The organism is Polaribacter vadi (assembly GCF_018861005.1).
Classification (GTDB): domain Bacteria; phylum Bacteroidota; class Bacteroidia; order Flavobacteriales; family Flavobacteriaceae; genus Polaribacter; species Polaribacter vadi_A.
This window is the reverse complement of record NZ_JAHKQL010000031.1, coordinates 208,319-228,472: the sequence shown is the minus strand read 5'-3', so window position 1 is coordinate 228,472 and position 20,154 is coordinate 208,319. Positions and strand designations below refer to the sequence as shown.

General features: G+C 27.5%; 17 protein-coding genes and 1 pseudogene. 8 read left to right on the top strand and 10 right to left on the bottom strand.

Annotation, left to right across the window (positions count from 1 at the left end; genetic code table 11):
* Positions 1-53: 53 nt before the first annotated feature.
* From KO506_RS13935 to KO506_RS13900, 8 genes are all read right to left on the bottom strand, one after another.
* On the bottom strand, positions 54-836 hold the full coding sequence (locus tag KO506_RS13935; RefSeq protein WP_215995528.1) for an anti-sigma factor: 783 nt from the start codon (positions 834-836) through the stop codon (positions 54-56).
* A 2-nt stretch (positions 837-838) separates the two neighbouring features.
* Positions 839-1,369 (bottom strand): RNA polymerase sigma factor, encoded by a 531-nt coding sequence (locus KO506_RS13930; protein ID WP_215995527.1) that lies wholly within the window; start codon positions 1,367-1,369, stop codon positions 839-841.
* A gap of 64 nt (positions 1,370-1,433) precedes the next feature.
* On the bottom strand, positions 1,434-3,383 hold the full coding sequence (locus tag KO506_RS13925) for a hypothetical protein (RefSeq protein ID WP_215995526.1): 1,950 nt from the start codon (positions 3,381-3,383) through the stop codon (positions 1,434-1,436).
* Between the two features lie 3 nt (positions 3,384-3,386).
* Positions 3,387-4,466, bottom strand: coding sequence for an exonuclease domain-containing protein (locus tag KO506_RS13920; protein WP_215995525.1), 1,080 nt, complete (start codon positions 4,464-4,466; stop codon positions 3,387-3,389).
* 27 nt (positions 4,467-4,493) lie between these two features.
* Positions 4,494-5,153, bottom strand: coding sequence for a YggS family pyridoxal phosphate-dependent enzyme (locus tag KO506_RS13915; RefSeq protein WP_215995524.1), 660 nt, complete (start codon positions 5,151-5,153; stop codon positions 4,494-4,496).
* Positions 5,154-5,241: 88 nt separating this feature from the next.
* Positions 5,242-6,192, bottom strand: coding sequence for a D-2-hydroxyacid dehydrogenase (locus tag KO506_RS13910; RefSeq protein WP_215995691.1), 951 nt, complete (start codon positions 6,190-6,192; stop codon positions 5,242-5,244).
* A 90-nt stretch (positions 6,193-6,282) separates the two neighbouring features.
* Positions 6,283-7,347, bottom strand: coding sequence for a 3-phosphoserine/phosphohydroxythreonine transaminase (serC, locus tag KO506_RS13905; RefSeq protein ID WP_215995523.1), 1,065 nt, complete (start codon positions 7,345-7,347; stop codon positions 6,283-6,285).
* 69 nt (positions 7,348-7,416) lie between these two features.
* Complete coding sequence (locus tag KO506_RS13900; RefSeq protein WP_215995522.1) at positions 7,417-8,478, bottom strand: acyl-CoA reductase; 1,062 nt, start codon at positions 8,476-8,478, stop codon at positions 7,417-7,419.
* 70 nt (positions 8,479-8,548) lie between these two features.
* On the opposite strand from KO506_RS13900, the gene KO506_RS13895 reads away from it, so the two are divergent.
* On the top strand, positions 8,549-8,899 hold the full coding sequence (locus tag KO506_RS13895) for a 4Fe-4S dicluster domain-containing protein (RefSeq protein WP_215995521.1): 351 nt from the start codon (positions 8,549-8,551) through the stop codon (positions 8,897-8,899).
* A 170-nt stretch (positions 8,900-9,069) separates the two neighbouring features.
* Positions 9,070-11,115 carry a M48 family metallopeptidase gene (locus tag KO506_RS13890; protein ID WP_215995520.1) on the top strand — a complete coding sequence of 682 codons (2,046 nt, stop codon included), beginning with the start codon at positions 9,070-9,072 and terminating at the stop codon, positions 11,113-11,115.
* Between the two features lie 250 nt (positions 11,116-11,365).
* Here the strand turns inward: KO506_RS13890 and KO506_RS13885 are convergent, their stop codons facing one another.
* Complete coding sequence (locus tag KO506_RS13885; protein ID WP_215995519.1) at positions 11,366-14,089, bottom strand: TonB-dependent receptor; 2,724 nt, start codon at positions 14,087-14,089, stop codon at positions 11,366-11,368.
* A 322-nt stretch (positions 14,090-14,411) separates the two neighbouring features.
* Here KO506_RS13885 and ychF point away from each other — a divergent pair, with 322 nt between their 5' ends.
* The 6 genes and pseudogenes from ychF (at position 14,412) to KO506_RS13855 (ending at position 18,860) form a co-directional block, all read left to right on the top strand.
* Complete coding sequence (gene ychF, locus KO506_RS13880; RefSeq protein ID WP_215995518.1) at positions 14,412-15,503, top strand: redox-regulated ATPase YchF; 1,092 nt, start codon at positions 14,412-14,414, stop codon at positions 15,501-15,503.
* 84 nt (positions 15,504-15,587) lie between these two features.
* Positions 15,588-16,262 carry a hypothetical protein gene (locus KO506_RS13875; RefSeq protein ID WP_215995517.1) on the top strand — a complete coding sequence of 225 codons (675 nt, stop codon included), beginning with the start codon at positions 15,588-15,590 and terminating at the stop codon, positions 16,260-16,262.
* A gap of 3 nt (positions 16,263-16,265) precedes the next feature.
* Positions 16,266-17,924 carry a hypothetical protein gene (locus KO506_RS13870; protein ID WP_215995516.1) on the top strand — a complete coding sequence of 553 codons (1,659 nt, stop codon included), beginning with the start codon at positions 16,266-16,268 and terminating at the stop codon, positions 17,922-17,924.
* 80 nt (positions 17,925-18,004) lie between these two features.
* Positions 18,005-18,100, top strand: a pseudogene (locus KO506_RS13865) (DUF933 domain-containing protein); the annotation flags it as partial.
* 135 nt (positions 18,101-18,235) lie between these two features.
* Positions 18,236-18,406 carry a hypothetical protein gene (locus KO506_RS13860; protein ID WP_215995515.1) on the top strand — a complete coding sequence of 57 codons (171 nt, stop codon included), beginning with the start codon at positions 18,236-18,238 and terminating at the stop codon, positions 18,404-18,406.
* A gap of 283 nt (positions 18,407-18,689) precedes the next feature.
* The gene (locus KO506_RS13855) at positions 18,690-18,860 is read left to right on the top strand and encodes a hypothetical protein (RefSeq protein ID WP_215995514.1); all 171 of its coding nucleotides are present in this window, start codon (positions 18,690-18,692) and stop codon (positions 18,858-18,860) included.
* Between the two features lie 282 nt (positions 18,861-19,142).
* Here KO506_RS13855 and KO506_RS13850 read toward each other — a convergent pair whose 3' ends face one another.
* Positions 19,143-20,141, bottom strand: a complete 999-nt coding sequence (locus tag KO506_RS13850) for a metal-dependent hydrolase (protein WP_215995513.1) — start codon at positions 20,139-20,141, stop codon at positions 19,143-19,145.
* Positions 20,142-20,154 lie beyond the last annotated feature (13 nt).

Here is a 20,154-nt window from a genome sequence, read left to right as displayed (position 1 = left end):
AAATCATTTTAAAGATGAAGCTATAATCAACAATAAAAAAAGTGAAAAAGGTTTTAAGATGAAACTGCACCTAATGTGTACAATTGCTCTAAAGTAGGAGAGAGGCTACCACCTGCTGGCTCTAAAGTAATACCAAATGCTTCAGATTCGTTTGCATTAGTAATGGTAAATATTTTATTATTATCCGCAGTAAAACTGTCTAAAGTACCTAAACTTGTTGGTGTTAATGGACTTAGTTTTAAAGACCAAACTTGGTAAACTTTTCCTTTTGGTGGTTCTGGTAAACCTTTAGCATCTAAATAAATAGAGTTTGTTTTTTTGTCCCAGTATACTTTAGCATAAGACGTAGGTGAAACTGTTTGCCCAGCTAATGGTACAGAAATTATGTCTTTGTCTCTAAATACTTCAATTAATTTTTCTGCAGCAGCTAAATTAGTAGATGCACTATCAATTTGTGCTTCTAATACTTCTTTTTCAGATGCAACTTGTTGTTTTAATTGATTGTTTTTAGAAAGTGTAAAAATTAAAATACTACCAATTAATAGAGATGCTGCCCAACCAGAATATTGTAACCAATTTGTTTTTGGTTTCGAAATCGGAATTACTTTAGGTTGTTCAACTTTTAATTGATTTTTAATACTATCAAATGAATAAGCACTATCCTTTTTAGAAAAAGCAGTTAATTTAACAATCGCATTTTCTATGGATTGTACTTCTGCTAAAACTTCAGGATATTTTTGCATAGCTTCGTATACTTCCTGATTTTCTTTTTCAGAAAGTGATCCTGCAACATAAAGTTCCAAAATTCCAGATGCTATGTAGTCTTTACTATCCATTTTTATTCTCCTAACATTGTACGTAATTCGCCAATGCAAGTTCTATTTCTTGTTTTTATGGTACCAAGAGGCATATCTAATTCTTCTGATGCTTCTTTTTGTGTAAAACCTTTAAAGTATATCAACTCAATTACAGCTTTACATTTTTCACCTAATTTTGTTACAAATTCTTTTAAACCAATTGTATTTGTAGATTTATCTAAGTTACTACTGGTTTCTAATATATCTACGAAAAAATCTGCATTAAGGTTTTGTTTAGATTGTTTAAATTTTTTAGAACGGGTATAATCTATAGCTGCATTTCTTGCTATGTTTAATAACCAAGTAAAAAAACGGCCTTTTTTAGAAGAATAAGTATCAGCTTTATTCCAGGCTTTTATAAAAACATCTTGAGTAATTTCTTGAGTAACATCATCATTTTTAACAATATTATTTACAACTCCAGAAATACTATCACAATACATATTGTATAGTTTTTCATAGGCCTTTACGTCCTTTTGCTGAAATTGTAAGATTAATTGTTCTTGACTCATAAATTATATGTAGCTAAAATACTATAAAAATAGAAATAGCCTTATTATATTAATAAAAATAAAATTATTTTTTTTCTAGAATGATGTAAGAGCTCTCTGCAATTACTATTTGATTAAAAAATTCTTTTAAAGCAAAATATTCATTAGAGCTAAAAGAACTTCTACTGATGTTAATGCGAGTATAAATAGTTATAATATTTTCTTTTTTAACTATTTTTAAAACAAACATACCACCTTTATTTGGCAAAGAAATTGCAACTTCTTTAGGTAGTTGAGTAATTTTGTAAGTTTCAGGAATCTTTAAACTCAATGCAAAATTATTTTTACTTGCATAACCAAAATCAACAGGATAATATCTATCTTTTAAAGTAAATGGATTCTCTTTCATTCTTTCAAAAAAGAAAGGGTTTATTCTTGTTTTTCTGCTTAAATCTTCATCCATCATAATACTTACAGTGTAAATTTCTTGTAATGGTTTATCTAATTCGTCTAGAAAACTAGCTTTATAATCATCTACTTCTACATCTGGGTTGTCGTCTTCAAATTCTTCTAAATAATCTTCTTCTGTTAAAGAACTTAATTTTTCTCTTTGTTTTTTTGCTGAATATCCTTGCTTTCTAATTAAAAGATTACCTGAAAATTCACCATCTTCACTCAAAGTTAATTTAGCAGTTACATTTTTATAAGATTTGTATTTAGGTTTTAAGGTTACCCAACTGCTTTCTTTTTTATAATTGATAACTCTTGCTTCTCCATTTAAAGTTCTTACAGGAACCTCACCAAAAGGTAAAAATTGATCAGTTGCATCTAAAAAATATTCTTTTTCATTTATGGTTGCTTTAACAATTACATAATTGTAATCAAAAATTACAGGGTAAAGTTTTGTAGGAATTCCGTTTTCTCTCGTTGATAAAATTACTAAATCTGCTTGAATTTCTGCAGCACTTAAAGCGTTGTATAAAGACATATTAATTTCGCCTGCACTACCAATTTTATTATCAAAAGCTTTTTTTACTTTTTCATCTTCATTATTCCAGTATTTCTCATTCCAAGTATAATGATTTTGTATAAATTTATAAATACCTTTTGCTTTATCTAAATTATTATTCATAGATAAAATTTCTTCTGGAATTCTCTTTTTAAAAAAACTTTTTTTAGAAGTTTGATTGTTTAAAAATATTTTCTTTAATTTTTTGTCAGCCTCTTTCCAAGTGGTTGTGTATTTTTCTATAACTCCTCTTGGGCTAGTATAAGATTCTAAATCAAATGATAAGCGAGATACGTAGTTTTTTTTGCTTAACATATAATCTTCTTCTTTAAAAGCAGGTATGTTGTTAATACCATAAGAATAAACTCTACAAGCACCAGGACCTAAACCTTCTATATCTACACAATTTTTTTTGATAGAAGAATCGTTTTTATCTAGTTCTAAAAAACCGATAATTCTAATGTTATATTTATAGTTTCCAAGAATTGCAGCATCAAATTCGCTTTTTATTTTTGGAATATCAGATTGAAAATTCCAATCAGAAATACCAAAATAAGGAGAAATAATACTGTAAGAATATTCAATAACTGAACCTTCTTTTATGTTTGGTAAAGTAAAACGATGTGTAGTCCAATTTTCGGTTTCATTTACCTTAAAAATTTTATCTTTAGCTAAATATGTTCTTTTTAAAGAACCAATTTCAGAACTATTGTATGTAATTGCCTTTATATCTGAAACTTTTTTTTCTTTGTAGAGTTCTAAAGTAATGTTAGCCAAATCAAAAGCAGATTTATCTAATATTTTTATTCTATAATAATAATCTGTTCTTGTTTTGTAATCGTTTTTTGGATCTAAATAAACATTGGCATGTTCATATAAAACTACAGCTGCTGCAGTAGAATCTTTATCATAAACCTTCATTTGTAATTCACCTATGGTTGTTTGTCCCATTTTAGATGATTTTTCTGATTGCGCATTTACTATTATTGTAACAAGTAATAATAGAATTAGAGGTAGTTTTTTCATTTTTTATTGCCTGATAATTTTCTGAACTTTATTTTTATCTAAGTAATTTTTAACAATAGTTTTAGCAATTTCTTTATAATCGATATTTGTAAGTACAGATTTTAAAATATCGACATTATTCTCTTGATAAGCTAAATTTGTATAGCCATAACAACAAATTGTATTATCTTCAATAAGAATAACAGCATTTTCTTCTAGCTCTCTACCTTTTTCAATAATTAAAAAATTATCATTATTAAAGTTATCTTGGGTAAGCTTAAACTTCTTTTTAAAATTAAATTTTGGAGATATAGACTCTAAAGCTATGTAGTATTTTAAACGTGTAAATAATTCGTTACCAGTTTTATTGTAAGAAACAGAAGTGGCTCTTTCTTGAATTTTTACAGCACGTCTCGTAGTTTTTAGAAAAAGTTTATTTATTTCTGATTTTATATTTTTTCCTCTACCAATAAAAATTACTTTTCCATTAGTATCATGAATGAAATAAATACCTAAAACTCTTGGAATTTCTTCTATTAAAGTTTTTAATTTTTCTTTCTCAACTCTTTTATCAAAATATTTAATAGAGTTTTGAATAATTTCTTTCTTAGTATCTTTTTCTAATAATAATTTAAATAATTGAATTGTAGCTAAAGCATCTCCATTTGCTCTGTGTCTGTCAGCAATTGGTATTCCTAAAGACCTAGTTAATTTACCTAAACTATAAGAAGGTTGGTCTTTAATTAATTCTTGACTTAATTCTACTGTACATAAAGTGTTTCTTTGATAGTCGAAACTTAAACGTTGAAATTCAGTTTTTAAAATTCGGTAATCAAAAGCAGAATTATGAGCAACTAAAATACAATCTTTTGTAATTTCTACGATTCTTTTAGCTACTTCAAAAAATTTCGGAGCGTTTTTCAACATTTTACTGTTGATGCCTGTAAGTTTTACTACAAATTGTTGTATTTCTCTTTCTGGGTTTACTAAAGATATAAATTGGTCTACAACTTCGTGACCATCAAATTTATAAATTGCAATTTCAGTTATGCCTTCTTCATTAAATTTACCACCTGTGGTTTCAATATCTAAAATAGCGTACAAATTCTTTTTCTTTAATTTTTTTTAAATTTACTGATTATAATTACGATGACCAAATATTGAGCTACCAACTCTTATCATCGTGCTTCCATTTTCGATTGCTAGTTTATAATCTCCACTCATTCCCATAGAAAGAATTTCTAAACTTGAGTATTTGGTTTTTAGTTGATTAAATAAGTTTTTGAGTGATAAAAATTCTTCTTTTAATTGATTTTTGTTATCAGTAAAAGTAGCCATACCCATTAAACCAACAATCTTAATATTTTCTAGTGCTTCTGTTTCCTTTGCTGATAAAATTGTTTCGATTTCATTAAATGATAAACCGAATTTACTGTCTTCTTTGGCAATTTTAGCTTGTAATAAACAATTTATAATTCTATTGTGTTTTTTAGCTTCTTTGTTAATTACATTTAGCGTCTTTAATTTATCAACTCCGTGAATTAAATCAACAAAATGAGCCATATATTTTACCTTATTACTTTGTAAATGGCCAATCATATGCCATTTAATGTCTTTTGGCAAAGCATCATATTTATCAACCATTTCTTGAATTTTATTTTCTCCAAAAATACGCTGACCAGTGTTATAAGCTTCTTGTAAATCTTCTATAGGCTTGGTTTTAGAAACTGCAACTAGAGTTACATTTTCTGGTAAAGTTGCTTTTATATTCTCTAAATTTTCTTTTATCATTTAAAACTTTAAAATTAATCTCGATACAATTTTATATTATCATTTAAATAATGATTTGATCCAAAAATTGTATCGAGAATTTTTATAATTATCTTAATAATTCAATGATTTGTTTGGCTAATTCTATACCAATTCTGTCTTGTGCTTCTTTAGTTGCTGCACCAATATGTGGTGTTAAAGAAATTTCTGTATTCATTAAAAGTTGTACTGCAGGTGTAGGTTCTGTTTCAAAAACGTCTAAACCAGCAAATTGTACTTTGCCACTTTCTATGGCTTTTACTAAATCTACTTCGTTTAAAATTCCACCTCTAGCAGCATTTACAATACCTACTCCATCTTTCATTTTATCGAATTCTGTTTCAGTAATTATGTAATCATCTTGAGCAGGTACGTGTAATGTAATAAAATCTGCCTCTTTTAGTAATTCATTTTTATCAATAGTATCAATCTGAAAACTAATTTTTTGTCCGTTAAAAAAATCTAAGGTAATTGGTGCACTTTCTACTAACTCATCAGTAGCAATAATATTCATACCTAAACCTAATCCAATTTTTGCTACTTCTTGACCAATTCTACCAAAACCTATAATACCTAAAGTTTTGCCTCTCAATTCAATACCTTGAGCATAAGCCTTTTTTAATTCTTTAAAACGAGTATCGCCTTCTAAAGGCATTTCTCTGTTAGATGAATGTAAGAAACGAACCATACCAAATAAGTGAGAAAAAACTAATTCTGCAACAGAACTAGAAGATGCAGCTGGTGTGTTTATAACATGTAAACCATTGTCTATAGCATATTCTACATCAATATTATCCATACCAACACCACCTCTTCCAATTAATTTTAAAGAAGGGCAAGCTTCTATTAATTCTTGACGAACTTGTGTTGCACTTCTAACTAAAATTGCATCTATATTATTATCGTTTATATAATTTTCTAACTGACTTTGAGCTACTTTTGTTGTTATTACTTCAAAACCTCCTTTTTCTAAAGCGTCTATTCCGCTTTTAGAAATTCCATCATTTGCTAATATTTTCATTGGCCCATCCCAACCTTCCAAAGGGAAGGAGTTTTATTTATTGTTTTTATTATTATGTTTTAATCAAGAGCTTCTTTTGTTTTGTAATACTTAAGAAATTCTTTCTAACTCTTGCATTACATCAACCAAAGCTTGTACACTATAAAGAGGTAAAGCATTATACATACTTGCTCTGTAACCACCTACACTTCTATGGCCATTAATTCCGTTAATACCAGCTTCTGCACAAAGTTTATCGAAAGTTTCTTTCTGGCTTTCATCAACTAAATTAAAAGTAGCATTCATTGTACTACGATCTTCTTTTGCTACAATTCCTTTAAACAAAGGGTTTCTATCTATTTCAGAATATAATAAAGCTGCCTTTTTGTTGTTTACTTCTTCTATAAATTTAATTCCACCTAAATCTTTTAACCATTCTAATGTTAGCATAGAAACGTATACAGCAAAAACAGAAGGTGTATTAAACATTGAGTCTTTGTCTATATGAATTTGGTAGTTTAACATAGAAGGAATTTCTCTTTCTACTTTACCTAATATATCTTCTTTAATAATTACTAAAGTTGTACCTGCAGGACCCATATTTTTTTGAGCACCAGCATAAATTAAATCGAACTTTTCAAAATCTAATTGACGAGAAAAAATATCTGAACTCATATCGCAAACCAAAGGAACATTCGTTTCTGGAAACTCGTGTATTTGAGTACCAGCTACAGTATTGTTACTTGTACAGTGAAAATAATCTGCATCTTCTGGAATGTTAAACCCTTTAGGAATGTATGAGAATTTTTTATCTTTAGATGAGGCAACTTCTACAACCTCACCAAATAATTTTGCTTCTTTTATAGATTTGTCAGACCATGCACCTGTGTTTAAATAGGCAGCTTTTTTATTTAATAAGTTGTAAGCAACCATTAAAAATTCAGTACTTGCTCCTCCTTGTAAAAACAAAGCTTTGTAACCTTTGTTTTCTAAGCCTAATAATTCTAAAGCTAAAGAACGCGCTTTTTCCATTACAGCAACAAAAGGTTTACTTCTATGAGATATTTCTATTAACGATAAATTATCATCATTAAAATTTAGTATAGCTTCAGATGCTTTTTGTAATACTTCTTGTGGTAAAATACAAGGTCCTGCACTAAAATTATGTTTTTTCATACTCTTATGTTCAATATTATATATTCAATTTTCAAAGTTGAAGATCTTACAACTTTGTATTTATCATTGTTAAATGGTAGCTAAAAAATCTAAAGTATTCACTCCATCTGCATAATCTGTTAACTGCGGATGTTGAGTTTGCCCAAAACCAACTTCATTTTCGATAAAGTTTTTGGCAACAATACACTGAATTTTTTCTCTATCTTGATGTAATTTTATTTTAAGATCGATTTCATTGTTATAATATTCATAAAAAATGGTAGCAATAGGTGAGGCGTAACTCTCATCTTCTTTTATCATTAAAAAACCATTTTCTAACAAATCAAATTCACTCATTAAATAAACAGCTTTGTTATAGTCGTAATTATTAGCATACTTTGCATTATTGATAATTTCTTTTTTTGCATACATTCCGTTAAAAAATGTTTCAAAATTGTAATTTTTAGGGACAAATAATTTAGAAACACTTCTGCAACCAAGACCAAAGTATTGAAAAACATCATTAGATAAGTTTGTAAAATCCTCAATTGTTTCATCGCCTGTAATAACAGCTACAGAATTTCTGCTTTTTCGAATAATATTTGATTTATTTTTAAAATAATACTCAAAATAACGAGCAGTATTGTTACTACCTGTTGCAATTACAGCATCGAAATTGGATAATTTTTCTTCTGTAAATGTAATTTTACCTTTAAAAGTTTCATCTACATATTCTAAATACTTAGCTAAGAATGGTAATAAATGTTTGTCATTTGAAGATTGTTTAACTAACACAGCATGCCCAGAAATTAACACAGATAAAAAATCGTGAAAACCAACTAAGGGAATATTTCCTGCCATTATTATGGCTACTTTTTTAGGTTGAATTTTATCTAAATTTGTGCTTTTAGAAAAATCAATTAAATTGTTTTTTGTTAAGCTTTTAGACCAACTATTTAAACTGAATAAAATATTATCTTTAGTAAACCAAGAGTTTTTTTCTTGTGCTAATTTAATTTGATGTAAAAATCCATCAAAAAAGATTTCATTATATTCAATATTATCTTGTTTTTCTATTTTATCAACAGAAAATTGACTTAAAAAGTGGCCTAATTTTGCAAATGCAGTAATTCTATTTTGAATACTATTCATTTATTTTGGTTGTCTATAATTTTGGCTTTATTTTTGCAAAAGCAAAGGTACAAAAACAGAAAAGAAAATTATGGCAATTATAATAACAGATGAATGCATAAATTGTGGGGCTTGCGAACCAGAATGTCCTAATACAGCAATTTACGAAGGTGCAGACGATTGGAAATATTCTGATGGTACAGATTTAAGTGGTGATGTTGTTTTGCCAGGAGGAAAAGCAGCAAATGCAGACGAAGATCAAGAACCAGTTTCGGATGAAATTTACTACATTGTTCCAGATAAATGTACAGAGTGTAAAGGTTTTCATGATGAGCCACAATGTGCAGCAGTATGTCCTGTAGATTGTTGTGTGCCAGATGAAGATGTTGTAGAAACAGAAGAGTTTTTATTAGAAAAACAAGCTTTTATGCATAATGAATAAATTAAATTATTATTTTTAATTATTAATCCCGAGCTTAAAACTCGGGATTTTTTTTATTTATAACTCAAAAAGTTTGCTTTTGTTAATTTATTAATGGATTAAAATTTATAGTTATACGATTCCTTTTCTAAAATTTTATTTACATTTAATATATTGCAAAAAAAAAATTGATGAATAAAGAAATCGAATTATCTCAAGAATTTAAATCAAATGCCCGAAAAGCTGTAATTTCAATTATTATTTTCATAATTGTTTATGCTCTTATTTTTTTATTTGCTATTGGTCTAACAATTGCATGTGGATATGGAGCTTTAGGACTTGTAATGCTAAGGCCAAGTCTAATAACTTTAGCTTTAGGTTTAGGCTTGGGGAGTTTAGGCTTATTAGTCTTGTTTTTTTTAATAAAGTTTATGTTTAAGTCTAATAAGACAGATAAATCTAATCTTACAGAAATCACAAGAAAACAACACCCTAAATTATTTGAGTTAATAGAAAAACTTGTTAATGAAGTAGATACGTCTTTTCCTAAAAAAGTTTACTTGGCTCCTGATGTAACTGCAGCAGTGTTTTATGATTCAAGTTTTTGGAGTATGTTTTTTCCTGTAAAAAAAAATCTACTTATTGGTCTAGGATTAGTTAATGCTACTACAGAAAGTGAATTAAAAGCAATTATTGCTCATGAAATGGGGCATTTTAGTCAGAAAACAATGAAAGTTGGTAGTTATGTTCACAACTTAAATCAAATTATTTTTAACTTGTTGTATGATAATGATAGTTATGATGCATCAGTAAGAAAATTTGGGGAGACTAGTGGTTATTTCGTAATTTTTGTAATGATAGCTATTCAAATAATTAAAGGCATTCAGTGGCTACTAAAACAATTGTATAATTTTCTTAACAAGAATTATTTAGGACTATCAAAAGAAATGGAGTTTCATGCTGATTCAATTGCTGCTCAAATAACGGGTTATATACCTTTAAAAACTTCTTTACTAAGGTTAGAATTGGCCGAAGTTGCTTTTAACAATGTCTTATCTTTTTATGATGGTAAGATTGTAGAAAGTATTAGAAGTAATAATATATACCTTGAGCATCATTATTTGATGAGTTTAATTGCTGAACACGATAAAGTACCATTAAAAAATGATCTACCAGATATTACTTTAGAAGAGTATACAAAATACAACAAGTCAAAATTAAATGTTGAAAATCAGTGGGCTTCACACCCAAGTATAGAACAAAGAATAGAGCGTTTAGAAACTGTAAATACTTTAAATAAAGAAGAAAATAACAATCCAGCATCTAACTTGTTTCATAATATTAACCAATTGCAAGAAAGCATTACACAGAAAATATTTGGAGCTATCACATATTCACAACAACCAACAGTAAATACCTTAGATAAGTTCAAAGAAAATATGCTAAAAGATTTTTCTGAAGAGTCTTTTTCTGAGAGGTATAATAAATTTTATGATAATAAAAATCCAATATTATTTGATATAAGAGAAGATGAAAATGAGATTAATTTTACTTTTGATGAGTTGTTTTCAATTGAAAAAGTAAATAAAAATTATGAATTGTTAGCTTTAAAAACGGATATAGAAACTTTAAAGTTTATTAATACTAAAGAGTCAGAAATAAAGACTTTCGATTATGATGGAATAAAATATAAAAAGAAAGAAGCAGAACAATTATTAACAAATTTAGATTTAGAACTAAAAGAAAAAATAGCACAAGAAAAACAGCATGATATAAATATCTTTAATTTTTTTCATAACAATTGTAAATTAGAAATAGATAAGCTAATGCTTAGAAACAAGTATAGAGATTTCTTTGAGTACGATAAAAAATTTGATAAGAAAACTGAAATTAGTAATGAAATTATAGATAAGTTACAATTTGTTTCAGAAAATATGCCTTATGATAAAATTAAATCCAATTTTGCGAGTATTGAACCTCTTGAAAAGATATTGAAAGAACAAATTAAAGAAATTTTAAAAAATCCGCATTATGAATATGTAATTACGTTAGAAATTAAAAATGATTTAGAAAATTACCTTTCAAAAAAATGGTCATATTTTGGTAATCAAGCTTATTTTGATGAAAATTTACAATTGCTTTTTAGAGCAGTTAGTCAATATCAATACTTAGTTTCTAGAGGTTATTTCTTGATAAAAAAACAACTGTTAGATTTTCAAATTGCAATCATAAATTAGAAACGTATTATTTTATGACTATTAAGTTTTCATTATAACTAATTAAAAACTTAATCTTAATAAGCGGTTTTCTATCTTGAGTTTTATTATTTCTTCTTATTTAGATTTACATGAAATAATATATTCAAAATAGCTATCACTATTTATCTTTTAAATAAAGAACTTGCTTGAAAATTTAATTTGCAAGTATTAAAATAAAAAAGCCTGAACATTTTATGTTCAGGCTTTTTTGGGGAGACTATTTAAATGCTTATAGGCGAAAGTTAATTCTTGTAAAATAATAAGCTCCATCAGATCCCATTTGAACAGAATCTGCTAAACCACCTTGATCTGTCCAACCATCAAACTGAGAAGTAGGGTAGATGTTAAAAAGGTTATTTGCACCTAATGTAATGTTCACTTTATCAGAAATTTTGTATCCTAAACTTAAATCTGTTGTAATTAAAGACTCATAAGTATCTGTTGCAACTGTATACAAAGCATCTGCTTCTGCTTGTGTAGTTGGTGGAGCATCTACCCATTGAAAATCTTGTAATTGAACTTCGCTAAATTTAGTTAAAGTAACATTTGCATTGAATTTGTTTTTAGAATATCCTAAGTTTAAACCAAACTTATAATCTGGTGCAGCAGCTTCTAAATACGCTTGAGAAAATCCGCTAAAAAAAGTAAACGGATTCAAATCTCCATTATGTATTTCTTTAATTTCTAAATCGTTTAAATTACCAATTAAACCTATGTTTATTTTATGGTCATTACCAAAAGTAGTTTTGTAATTTAATACAATATCAACTCCGCTTGTTTTAGTATCTACACCATTTGCAAAAAACTGGGCAGCATCTACATTTAAAGGACCTAATATAGTTTGATCTGTAAAGTTATCTGTTAAAATAATTCTATCATCAACAGCAATAGAGTAAGCATCTATTGTTGCTGTAAAACCGTTTTTCTTATAGGTAAAACCAATACTAGTATTAATTGCTTTTTCTTCTTGTAAGTCTCCAATACCAAATGCTCTTGTAACTGTACTATTATTTGCTGATAATAAAGAAGGAACAGAAGTACCTGCTACAATATTTGTGAATTTTAAGTTGTAATAAATTTGAGCTAAAGATGGTGCTCTAAAACCACTAGAAACAGAACCTCTAAAAGAAAGATTGTCATTTACTTTGTATCTTGTTGCAAGTTTGTAGTTAAATGTACTACCAAAATCACTATAATTTTCATAACGTAAAGCAGCACTTAATAAAAAAGCTTCACTTAGGTTTATTTCTGTATCAAAATACACACCTAAATTTGTTCTACTTCTGTCTACTTCATTATCTGGACTATAACCAGGAAAACCTTGTGAACCACCAGATAAAACATCGCCATTAGAATCTGTAGCTACAGTTTGTATAGCTGGGTTTGTTAAAAGTACCCCATTATCATCATATAAACCATAAGAGGATTCTTCACCTGCAAAAATTTGAAAGTTTTCTGTTCTGTATTCTAAACCAAATGCAAAGTTTATACCATCAGCATAATCTTCAAAATATTTACTAAAATCTACTCCTGTTGTATTTTGAGATAAACTGTGTCCACCAGCATCAAAATCTGTAGGAGAAGCATCACCTAAAGATGCATTATTAGAATCTTTAATAAAATAATGAAACTTATTCATACCAAAAGTATTATTAAAATCAACTTCCCAACCATTATCTAAAGTATGTTTTAAACCTCCAGAGATTGAATTATCTACAATGATTGATGTAATTCTAGGTGTAAATCCATCAGGATAAATACTTGGTACAGATCTATTATCACCATCATCAAAACTACTTCTAGAAAAAGCATAAGCGTCTGTATCTCTATAATTTCTACCACCAAACACATAAACTTCAGTTTTATCAGAAACAGGAATAATAGAGTTAACCATAAAATTAAAACCATCTAAACCTGCACTACCATAACCTTGACGCCAAGTAAAACCAGGTCTTAAAGTTTTATTTTTAGTTAAAAACTCTGTTGTAAAGTTTACAAAACCACCTAAATCATTAATTTTTGCACCATAGTTTAAATCAATTTTAACGGTTTCACCATCAAAACTTTTGTCTTTACCATCTAATCTGTTTTTTCCTTCTATATTATAAAGTTCTGGTTCCCAGCCATCTTGTGTGTCAAATATTTCTTGTGCATAATCACCACCTACAGCAGTACTGTAAGCTCCATATGTAATACCTGCAGAAATACCATCAGTATTATCATTTAAAACAATATTAATAACCCCTGCAATTGCATCAGAACCATATTGTGCAGAAGCACCATCTCTTAAAACTTCTATTCTTTTAATTGAAGCTGCAGGTATTGCATTTAAATCTGTACCAGAATTACCACGACCTCTTGTACCAAAAATATTAACTAAAGAAGATTGATGTCTTCTTTTACCATTAATTAAAACTAAAGTTTGATCTGGACCTAAACCTCTTAATGAAGCTGGTACAATATGGTCTGCACCATCAGAACCAGATTGTTTTGTAGCATTAAAAGAAGGAGCAGCAAATTGTAAAATATCATTTACTTCTACTTTACCATTTTTTGTTGCTAATTCTTGAACGTCAATAATGTCTACAGGTACAGGAGTATCTACTGCAGTTCTTTTAGAATTTCTAGAGCCAACAACTACAACTTCATCTAAAGCATTGTCTTCACTCATAACAATAGATAAAAAAGTATTGCTATTCACCTTGATGTTTTTAGTTTCAAACCCCATAGATGATACTACAAATGTTGTAGGTAAACTTTTTACTGTAATAGAGAATTCTCCATTATCATCTGTAACAACACCATTAGACGTGCCTTTTTCTATAATATTTATAAAAGGTAAACTAGCACCAGAAATGTCTGTAACCTTTCCTTTAATATTTTGTGCTAAGAATGATAAAGGAATCATAAATAAGAAAATAGTAAATAATTTTAATGTTTGATTTTGTTTCATAAAAATTAACTTTAATTAGAAAATGAATTGTTTTAAACTAAATTTTAAATAAAACTTAGCCTTTCTTATTTTTAATAAGACTTGTAGATTAAAATTATACTCTTTAAAATTTAATTTTTTTTACAAAAAAGTGATAATCGATGAATTTTATGTAATAGATTGTTTGGTAACTACATTGTAAATTGCTTTATATTTGAATTTTGTTACATATAATGTAATTTACAGAGCTTCGTTTTTATCAAATTCATTTATCAGTTTTTTTTCTAATACTCATTGTTTTATGAAACTTCGTTTATATTTGCACTCGCAAAATTATTATTAAATGAAAGCTGGAATTGTAGGATTACCAAACGTAGGAAAATCAACTTTATTTAACTGTTTATCTAATGCAAAAGCGCAAAGTGCAAACTTTCCTTTTTGTACTATTGAACCAAATTTAGGTGTTGTGAATGTACCTGATACACGTTTAGAAAAGTTAGAAGAATTGGTAAATCCAGAAAGAGTATTGCCTGCAACTGTAGAGATTGTAGACATTGCTGGTTTGGTAAAAGGAGCAAGTAAAGGAGAAGGTTTAGGAAATCAGTTTTTAGCAAATATTCGTGAAACAGATGCTATTTTACACGTTTTACGTTGTTTTGATAATGATAATATTATTCACGTAGATAATTCTATTGATCCTGTTAGAGATAAAGAAACGATTGATATTGAACTACAATTAAAAGATTTAGAAACGGTTCAAAAACGTTTAGAAAGAGTAAAAAGAACTGCCAAAACAGGAAATAAAGAAGCACAAGCTGAATTAGTTGTTCTCTTGAAAATAGAAGAAACTTTATTACAAGGTATTTCTGTAAGAGCTTTAGATTTTAACGAAAAAGAGATTGAGTTTGTACAATCTTTGCAATTTATTACAGCAAAACCTGTTTTATACGTTTGTAATGTTGATGAAAATTCAGCAGTTTCTGGTAATGATTATGTAGATAAAGTAAAAGAAGCTGTAAAAGATGAAAATGCCGAGGTTATTGTTTTAGCAGTAGGTACAGAAGCAGATATTACAGAATTAGAAGACTATGAAGAACGCCAAATGTTTTTAGAAGATATTGGTTTAGAAGAAGCTGGTGTTTCTAGATTAGTACGTTCTGCTTATAAATTATTAAACTTACAAACTTATTTTACAGCTGGTGTAAAAGAAGTAAGAGCATGGACAATTCCTATAGGTTCTACTGCACCACAAGCTGCAGGAGTTATACATACAGATTTTGAAAAAGGTTTTATTAGAGCAGAAACTATTGCTTACGAAGATTATGTAACTTTTGGTAGCGAAGCTAAAGTAAAAGAAGCTGGTAAAATGAGAGTAGAAGGTAAGGAGTATATTGTTAAAGATGGAGATGTAATGCACTTTAGGTTTAATGTGTAGGTTAAATTCCTTTTTAATTTTGTAAGAAATTGATATAACTATCTCATTGTTTTTTTTTATTTTGGTGTTTTATAAACTACATTTATGATAAAAAAATCATTTCTACTATCCACTTTTATCTTAATAGCATCTTTTTTTTATGCTCAAGAACCTTTAAAAGAAAGTAAAAACGCTGTAGGTATTCAAATTGGTTCACTTGGTTATGGTGTGGAATATGCAAGAAATATCTCCGAAAATTTCACGTTAATATTTGGTGGTAATTTTTTAAAAATATCAGATTTTGTTATTGATGATGTTACTCTAGATGATGAAAATTTTGATGTCACTACAAATATTGAATCTCAAATTTTCGATGTAGTTGTAGAATATTTCCCTTTTAAGAAATATTCATTTAAGCTAGTTGGTGGTTTAGGTTATATTTCTGAAACACATATCAACTTAGATATTGCTTATGATGATGAAATTATTATAGGCGAGATTACTTTTACTAAAGACGAATTAGGTGGCTTTATAACCGATGCAAAATGGTCTGGAATAGCACCGTATTTAGGAATTGGTTTTGGTAGAGCTATCCCTAAAAAAAGATTGGGAATTTCTGTAGAATTAGGTGCTTTTTATCTAGCTGACCCAGAGGTTAATTTTACAGCTAGAGGTTTACTAACCCCATCTGGAGAAGAAAACGCACAATTAGTTAGAGATACTTTTCAAGACGCTAAATTTATCCCTAATCTTAATTTAAAACTTGCTTATAAATTTTAAAATATGAAGAATTCAAAATATTTTTTTTATTCATTAATTATTTCTGTAATATTTGTTTTAACAATTAGTTGTAATTTCTCTGAAAATTTAGGGGAATTTAATACTGTATTATCCTTAGATGTTGTTCAAAATAAAAAGCAATTGTTTTTTGTAAATGCTAATTCTCAAGGGACATCACCCAAAAACATAAATTTAAGTTTTTCAGGAAATGTAAAAGATGATATTTTTTCTAATTTAGGTAAAAGAGTATCTTCATTAGAAAATAATTCTGTAATAATTGGTTTAAAAAGAGGGATTTTAGTTAGTATTGATAATCCTGAATCTGTTATTATGAAAATTGAAGCAGATGGTTTTATAACTAAAGAAATTCCTTTACTTTTTAATGGAGAGGATGAACAAAATATTATCATCCCTATTTTAGAAAAAGCAAACCTTCCAGAAAGTATTCAAATTATAGAGAAAGATATTGTTTTAGAGAACGGCGTTATAAAAGAAGAAGTACTTATAGAAGTAGAAAATCCAAATGAAATTGAAAATTTATTAGAAATTACTTTAGAAAAGGGTACATTAATAAAAGATAAAGAAGGTAATACTATCTCAACAAATAATCTTTCTATTAGTTTACAGACTTTTGATACTAATGCTTCAGGTTTAGAAAATGATAATTTTAGTGCTGTTTCAGAAATAACTCCTTTTTTAAACCCTAAAAAAGGAGAACAATTAGTTCCTTTTTCAACTTTTAAAATAGATTTAAAAGCAAATGGAGAAGATGTGTTTTTAAGCAAATCCTTTAAAATTTCAGTTCCAAATCCTACAGAAGAAATTAGTAATTCTTCAAAAATATCTTCAGAAAACAGAAAATCTCAAATAGAGGAAGACCTTAGTATGTTTGTTTTTAATGATGAATTTGATTTACATGGAGAATTTATTCCTAATATTGATTCGAATAAACCCAATAGAGTTATTGTTGAAGGAGGGGATTCTATCATAGGTTCTAATTTAACATCGAGTTTTTGGGTATTAGGTGTAAGTATACCTTCATGTAATTTAAATGTAAAGTTTAAAAACACAAGTATAGCTACTAAATATTTAATACAGGTTGCAAGTACATTAGCACCAGAAAGATTACTAGATTATGAAGAAGTTTTTATAGCTCATAATAATTTTTTTGAAATTACAGGAGATGCTTTAGGAGATGAAAATTTTACAGGATTTAATCGTCAATTTTCTTTTCAACAATTTCCAACAGAGGCAAGGTTAAAAATTACTGCACAGCTAATTGATGGAACTTCTGTAGTTGTGTTAGATCAAAATTATAATAATTGTAGTTTAAATGAAACAGAAATAGATGTTACTTTACCAAATCAGCCATCTGAATTTGTAGATTTAGATATGAATTTAGAATGTAGAAACGAAAGTTATTCATTAGATAGTCATTCTATTTTTTATTATAAATTAAATTCAAATAATCCATCAAGACTTTTTCTTTATGGTTTAATAAACGAAGGAAGATTAACAAGTGTAGTACCATTATTAGAAGATGAGACAAGTTATGTAGTTTTTGAATTAACTGGAGAACAAATAGCAATAAAAGGTAACGAGATTAAATTTTTGAAAGATAAAATTGACCAAGAAAATTTTTGTAGTTTAATTGGTAGATAAAGTTATTTTAAATAAAACCTAGTTGAAATTGTAAATCAGGTATAGATTTTTTTTAAAGCACTACTTATATTTTTAATTGAGAAGCTAAAGTAAAAGAAGCTGGTAAAATGAGAGTAGAGGGTAAGGAGTATATTGTTAAAGATGGAGATGTAATGCACTTTAGATTTAATGTGTAGGCTACTTTAACTGAAACTAATTTTTTTAAACTTTTAAATATTTCCATTCAACTATTAATAAATACCATTCGTATAATAAAAAATAATGCCTTTTAGATTAATATTATTTTTGAGTAACCTTAAAAAATAAATATTATGTTTTCTCAAATCTTAAATTTAGTTTCTTTAAAAGAATTTACTTCTTTATTTATAGATTATACACTTTTAACTGTTGCTTTTTTTGCATTTTTTGTGTTAGTGAATAACATAATTAAAGCGATAAAAATTAACGAAAGTCAAAGAGCTTTAGTAAAAGTAAAAATATAGTTAACTTCATTTTTAATAGTTTTTTTTCTATCTTGATTAAATAACTTGTAGTTTACCAAAAACTAGAGTTAACTAGATTTTAGATGTCTCTTGACATTTTAATAGTAGTTTATTGAGTAAATTTTTGTTGAGTTTATGTGTTGAACCAGAGTTTTTATAAAGTTTAGCTTTTCAACAAACCCATAAATATTTCCATTCGTCTATAAAAGATTACCATTGGTATAATAAATAATATTGCCTTTTAGATAAATATTACTTTTGAGTAACCTTAAAAATAAATATTATGTTTTCTCAAATCTTAAACTTAGTTTCTTTAAAAGCATTTACTTCTTTATTTATAGATTATGCACTTTTAACTGTTGCTTGTTTTGCATTTTTTGTCTTAATGAATAACATAATAGGAGCATTAAAAATAAATGAAAGCCAAAGAGCTTTAGCAAAAGTGAAAATATAGTTATCCTAAAAAAGATTAATTTTACAAAACAAAATTATAAAATTAATAACTTGCCTTAAACTTATGTTCTACAGAAGTTATTGAGGCTCATAAAGTTTTCTTGAACTACCAGTATAACATCTAATTCTAATTGATTTACAATTATTAATAGTTTTATACAGATTTAAATTGAAAAACGGGTATAGAAACATATTTCTCGAATAAACTACTAATACTTTTTTAACAAAATTATTTGATTATAAAGATTTAAAATTAATTATAACCTAGTCTTTATAGAATTTGTTAATTCCCTTTAATTCTTTGCCATAATTCAGATACTAATTTTTTAGCATCACTCTTATTTTTTGGTACTTCTTTAAAAAATGGAGTTCCATTTTCATCAACAATAATCTTATATTTAAAAACAAAATTGGTTGCGTTTGGTTTTATACTTAATGTGCCAAATCTAAGATCATTAAAATATAAAACACCTTCTTTTTTGTTGATTGTATACCATCCTTTAGAAATAGCAATCATTCGTTTTACTTTTTCATGATGCTTTAAATCTCCTAACAAATGATGATTTTTAGGATAGCTAGAAAAATGAATTGGGTTTTTATCAAAAAATGATGAATTACCAATTAAAAAAGCATTTTGGGTATCAATATTTGCTGTCCATAAAATTGTGTTTAATGGAGTTGGTTTTGTTTTAATATCAGAATAGGTTATGTTTTGTAATGCAAGTTCTTTGGTAAATTTTTGATAAGAAACTCCTTTTAAAATCAATGTAATTATTAAATAAGTACTGCTAATAATTAATCCTGAATTATTATATAACCTTCTTTTTTTAGATGCTCTCTTTTGAATCATAGCTAAAATCAAAAAAACTAAAAACGGAAGCGTGTATAAAGGATCTACAACAAAAACATTTTTAAAAGCCAATCGAATATCAAAAGGCCAAAAAAGTTGTGTTCCCCAAGTGGTTTGTGCATCTAAAATGGGATGAGTAATAAAAGCCCAAAAGAAAAGCCAAGACCAATTTTTAAAGGATTTATATTTTTCGTATTTGTTAACTATAAGAGAAAAAATAGGAGCAAAGAGTATAGAAAATAGGATAGAGTGTGTAAAACCTCTGTGCATTTCTAAGGCAGTTACTTTATCAGTAAAAAAAGAAGAAAGCACATCTAAATCAGGAATTGTACCAGCAATAGCACCATATAGCATAGCTTTATTGCCAATTTTTTTTCCTAAAACGGCTTCTCCAACTGCTGCACCTAATACAATTTGCGTTAACGAATCCAATTTTTTTATTTTT

Excerpts from the sequence above, each read along its gene's own strand:
- KO506_RS13885 (WP_215995519.1), bottom strand. The coding sequence starts at position 14,089 with ATGAAACAAAATCAAACATTAAAATTATTTACTATTTTCTTATTTATG.
- KO506_RS13860 (WP_215995515.1), top strand. The coding sequence starts at position 18,236 with ATGTTTTCTCAAATCTTAAATTTAGTTTCTTTAAAAGAATTTACTTCT.
- KO506_RS13890 (WP_215995520.1), top strand. The coding sequence starts at position 9,070 with ATGAATAAAGAAATCGAATTATCTCAAGAATTTAAATCAAATGCCCGA.
- KO506_RS13895 (WP_215995521.1), top strand. The coding sequence starts at position 8,549 with ATGGCAATTATAATAACAGATGAATGCATAAATTGTGGGGCTTGCGAA.
- KO506_RS13900 (WP_215995522.1), bottom strand. The coding sequence starts at position 8,478 with ATGAATAGTATTCAAAATAGAATTACTGCATTTGCAAAATTAGGCCAC.
- KO506_RS13855 (WP_215995514.1), top strand. The coding sequence starts at position 18,690 with ATGTTTTCTCAAATCTTAAACTTAGTTTCTTTAAAAGCATTTACTTCT.
- serC (WP_215995523.1), bottom strand. The coding sequence starts at position 7,347 with ATGAAAAAACATAATTTTAGTGCAGGACCTTGTATTTTACCACAAGAA.
- KO506_RS13870 (WP_215995516.1), top strand. The coding sequence starts at position 16,266 with ATGAAGAATTCAAAATATTTTTTTTATTCATTAATTATTTCTGTAATA.
- KO506_RS13875 (WP_215995517.1), top strand. The coding sequence starts at position 15,588 with ATGATAAAAAAATCATTTCTACTATCCACTTTTATCTTAATAGCATCT.
- KO506_RS13925 (WP_215995526.1), bottom strand. The coding sequence starts at position 3,383 with ATGAAAAAACTACCTCTAATTCTATTATTACTTGTTACAATAATAGTA.
- ychF (WP_215995518.1), top strand. The coding sequence starts at position 14,412 with ATGAAAGCTGGAATTGTAGGATTACCAAACGTAGGAAAATCAACTTTA.
- KO506_RS13930 (WP_215995527.1), bottom strand. The coding sequence starts at position 1,369 with ATGAGTCAAGAACAATTAATCTTACAATTTCAGCAAAAGGACGTAAAG.
- KO506_RS13935 (WP_215995528.1), bottom strand. The coding sequence starts at position 836 with ATGGATAGTAAAGACTACATAGCATCTGGAATTTTGGAACTTTATGTT.
- KO506_RS13910 (WP_215995691.1), bottom strand. The coding sequence starts at position 6,192 with ATGAAAATATTAGCAAATGATGGAATTTCTAAAAGCGGAATAGACGCT.
- KO506_RS13915 (WP_215995524.1), bottom strand. The coding sequence starts at position 5,153 with ATGATAAAAGAAAATTTAGAGAATATAAAAGCAACTTTACCAGAAAAT.